The organism is Candidatus Binatia bacterium, from assembly GCA_035631035.1.
Taxonomy (GTDB): Bacteria; Eisenbacteria; RBG-16-71-46; order SZUA-252; family SZUA-252; genus DASQJL01.
The window spans coordinates 1-3,547 of record DASQJL010000070.1 but is presented as its reverse complement, the minus strand read 5'-3'; the positions used below and the strand labels follow the sequence as shown (position 1 = coordinate 3,547).

Here is a 3,547-nt window from a genome sequence, read left to right as displayed (position 1 = left end):
CGCGCAGGTCGAGGGAGGTGTCGCGCCGGGACCCATCACGGCGGGCGGAGCCCCACCCCATTCGTCCCGGACCGAGTTAAGATATATATTAACCGGCCAGCCTGGAGACGACGGACCCGAAGCCGCACGAGCCCGCGCGCTGCGATCCCGCGACCCCGAGACGGTCCGCCGCGCGCTCGGGGAGGCGCCGCTCTCCGATTCGCTCCTGCCGCAGGCCGTCTCGCTCCTCGCCTGGGATCCCGTCGCGCAGGACGCGATCGCCGCGCTCCGCCGCGCGGGCTCCGGCGCGATCGACGCGCTGGTCGAGCCGATCCTGGATCCCGATTCCGACTTCACGATCCGCCGGCGCGTGCCGCTGGTCCTGGGGACGGTCGCCGATACGCGCTCCGTCCAGGCGCTCCTGCTCTCCATGACCGACCGCCGCTTCGAGGTGCGCTACCGCTCGGGCCGCGCGCTGGCGCATCTCCTGGCGCTCGATCCCGCGCTCTCGGTGCCGGCCGAGATCGTCTATGGCGCCGTGCGCCGCGAAGTGGAGGTCTCGGCCGCCGCGTGGGAGAGCCGCGGGCTGCTCGATCGTTCGGACGACGAGGCGTGGTCGCCCGTCATGGACGAGCTGGTGCGCGACCGGGCCGACCGAAGCCTGGAGCACGTCTTCACCCTGTTCGCGCTGGTCCTTCCCCGGAAGCCGCTCCGGATCGCGTTCCGCGCGCTGCACACCGGCGACCCCTTGCTGCGCGGCACCGCGCTCGAATACCTGGAGACCGTCCTTCCCGCCGACATTCGAAAGCCGCTCTGGCCCTTCCTCGAGCCCGACCGCACCCGGCGCGCGGCGACGACGCGGCCTCACGGCGAGGCGCTGGACGATCTCCTGCGTATGAACGATTCGATCGCGATCAAGCTGGAGGAATTGAGAAAGTAAGGGGGTCTGGATCTGCAGAGCCCACGTTGCAACAGAGAGTTCCGCGAGCTGCGGCTCGCGGGGCACTACTTCGCAGCGTGCAGCGTCTCCACCGGCGTCGGGGGCCTCAGCTCCGTCATCGGCGCGGGCGCCGGGCTGTGAATCTCCCACCACTTCTCCGCGCGGGCCGTGGTCCACCGCTCCCGTACCGGCACCGACTCCAGCGCGCACCCAAGCGTGATGGCGTCGCCAGGCCTTTGATCCGGATGCTTCGCGAGACACTGCAGAATCAGGCGATCCAGCTCCTCGGGAATCTCCAGCTCGCTTACCTCCGACGGTGGCGCCGGCTGGGCCTGGACGTGGCGCAGCATCGTCTTGATCGGCGTCTCGGCCTCGAACACGAGTTTCCCGGTCAACAGCCAGTAGCCCACGCAGCCCAGGGCATAGATGTCGACGCGCCGGTCCACCGGCCCGTCGCCCGTCGCGACCTCGGGCGCCATGAACGCGGGCGTGCCGGTGGCGAGGTCGGCCTGCGTCAGGAGCGCGGCGGTCTCGCCCGATCCGTGCAGCGGCTCCGAGACCTTGACCAGCCCGAAGTCGAGCACCTTCCCGAAATCCACGTTCAGCCCGAGCCGGCAGGTGAAGATGTTCGAGGGCTTCACGTCGCGATGGATCAATCCGCGCGAGTGCGCCTCGCCCAGCGAGCGGCAGACGTGCTGCATCAGCACGATCGCGCGCTCCGGCGGCAGGGGGCCGAAGCGCCGCACCAGCGTGTCGAGATCGAAGCCGTCGAGCAGCTCCATCACGTAGTAGAAGACCCCCTCGTCGGTCACGCCGAAGTCGTACAGATTGATCGTATGCGGGGAGCGGAGCAGCGCCGCGGCCTGCGCCTCGCGGTGGAAGCGCTGGATCATCACGCGCGAGCCCTCCGCGTCGCCCAGCGTCTCGGGGCGGATCAGCTTGATCGCGGCCGGCCGCGCGAGCATCCGGTGGCGCGCGCGATAGACCTCGCCCATGCCTCCCTTCCCGAGCAGCTCATCCAGCTGGTAGGCGCCCAGCTCGCGCGCCTCGTTCACGCGGCGCCCCAGCCCGCTGATCAACGTCGAAGGGATGAGTGCCAGCCCGACGCAGATGTAATTCGGAAGCAGGTACCAGAGCATCATGTAGGGATCGTGGGACATCGGCACGTCGCGCATGGCGGCGAGCGCGAGCGCGACCGGATCCATCGTGGCGATCAGGAGCGAAACCACGAGCGTCTTCAAGGGCGGCGTCGGCACGATGGCGGGCGTGATGAGGATCAGGAGACAGAGCCAGGAGACGCGAGGGTCGCCGAGCACCGGCGTCCAGTTGGCCTGGATCGCGATCAGCGCCGAGGTCACGACCTGGAACACGAGCGCCAGGTTGATCATCCTGTGGCAATCGCACTGGTTTCGCCGCGCGTAGAGCCAGACGGCGAGCGCGGTCAGGAGTCCGATGGCGCCGATGACGTTCCCGGGATAGGGCCACCCCATGGCGGCCGTGTGGTGGTGTCCGATCAGCGGCGCGACCACGTCGTGCACGAACAATACCAGCGCCCAGATCCCCGCGATGGCCAGCGCGAAGACGGCCACGCGCTTCCGCACCCCCCGGAGAACGTCGGGAGGCAGGGAGGTCCAGCGTCCGCGCGAGGCGCTGCGCGGGTCGGGCGTGCCCAGCCCCGGCATCGCCTTGGTCTTGGGGCCGCGCCGGCTCATGACGGAAATCCTCTGTACATGACCGGAGTCTGACACGCCCCGCTTCAATTCTCCAGATTCCGCGCTCCTGGCTCGCATCAAGGCCCTTTCGCATATCCGGCCGCCCGCGGTTCTGCTTTAGTCACTCCATGCCCCTCACATCCGGAACCACCCTCGGGCACTACCGTGTCCTGGCCCCCCTCGGCGTGGGGGGCATGGGGGAGGTCTACCGCGCCCACGATCCGAGGCTGCAGCGCGACGTGGCGATCAAGGTGCTCCCTCCCGACGCGGTGTTGAACGAGGAGGCGCGCACCCGCCTGGTCCGCGAGGCCCGCACCGCCTCGTCGCTGAACCACCCCCACATCGCCCACATCTACGAGGTCGGGAAGGAGGAGGGGGCGCTCTTCATCGTGATGGAGCTGGTGGAGGGGAGCCCGCTCGCCGAGCGGATCCGCGGGGGGACGCTCGCCGCCGATTCGATCCCGATGCTCGCGCTCCAGATCGCCTCCGCCCTGGAGTACGCGCACAAGCGCGGCGTGATCCATCGCGACTTGAAGAGCGCGAACGTCATGGTCACTCCCGAGGGCTGGGCCAAGGTGCTCGACTTCGGGCTGGCGAAGCGGGTCCAGGACGACTCGCGCCCGGTCAGCGCGGCGGAGCTCGACCTCACGCGGTCCGGGCTGATCCTGGGCACGCCGAACTACCTCCCGCCCGAGGTGCTGCTGGGCGGAAAGGCCGACGCGCGGAGCGACGTCTGGTCGTTCGGCGTGATGCTCTACGAGATGACGATGGGCCGCCTTCCGTTCGGCGGCGGCTCGGTGGTGCAGCTCGCCGACGCCATCGTGAACGCGGCACCCGGGCCGGTGTCGGGGCGCGTGCCGGTCGGACTGCGCGCGGTGATCGAGAAGTGCCTGGCCAAGGAGCCCGACGCCCGCTA

At 69.7% G+C, this 3,547-nt stretch carries 3 protein-coding genes; 2 read left to right on the top strand and 1 reads right to left on the bottom strand.

All coding sequences use genetic code 11. The annotated features are described in order from the left end of the window. Nucleotides 1–919, top strand: a 919-nt coding sequence (locus tag VE326_07450; protein HYJ33041.1) for a hypothetical protein, incomplete at its 5' end; no start/stop codon positions are given. 65 nt (nt 920–984) lie between these two features. Here VE326_07450 and VE326_07445 read toward each other — a convergent pair. After that, the gene (locus VE326_07445; GenBank protein ID HYJ33040.1) at nt 985–2,631 is read right to left on the bottom strand and encodes a serine/threonine-protein kinase; all 1,647 of its coding nucleotides are present in this window, start codon (nt 2,629–2,631) and stop codon (nt 985–987) included. A gap of 128 nt (nt 2,632–2,759) precedes the next feature. On the opposite strand from VE326_07445, the gene VE326_07440 reads away from it, so the two are divergent. Continuing rightward, nucleotides 2,760–3,547 (top strand): serine/threonine-protein kinase (locus VE326_07440; protein HYJ33039.1); only part of this gene is annotated, 788 nt, incomplete at its 3' end.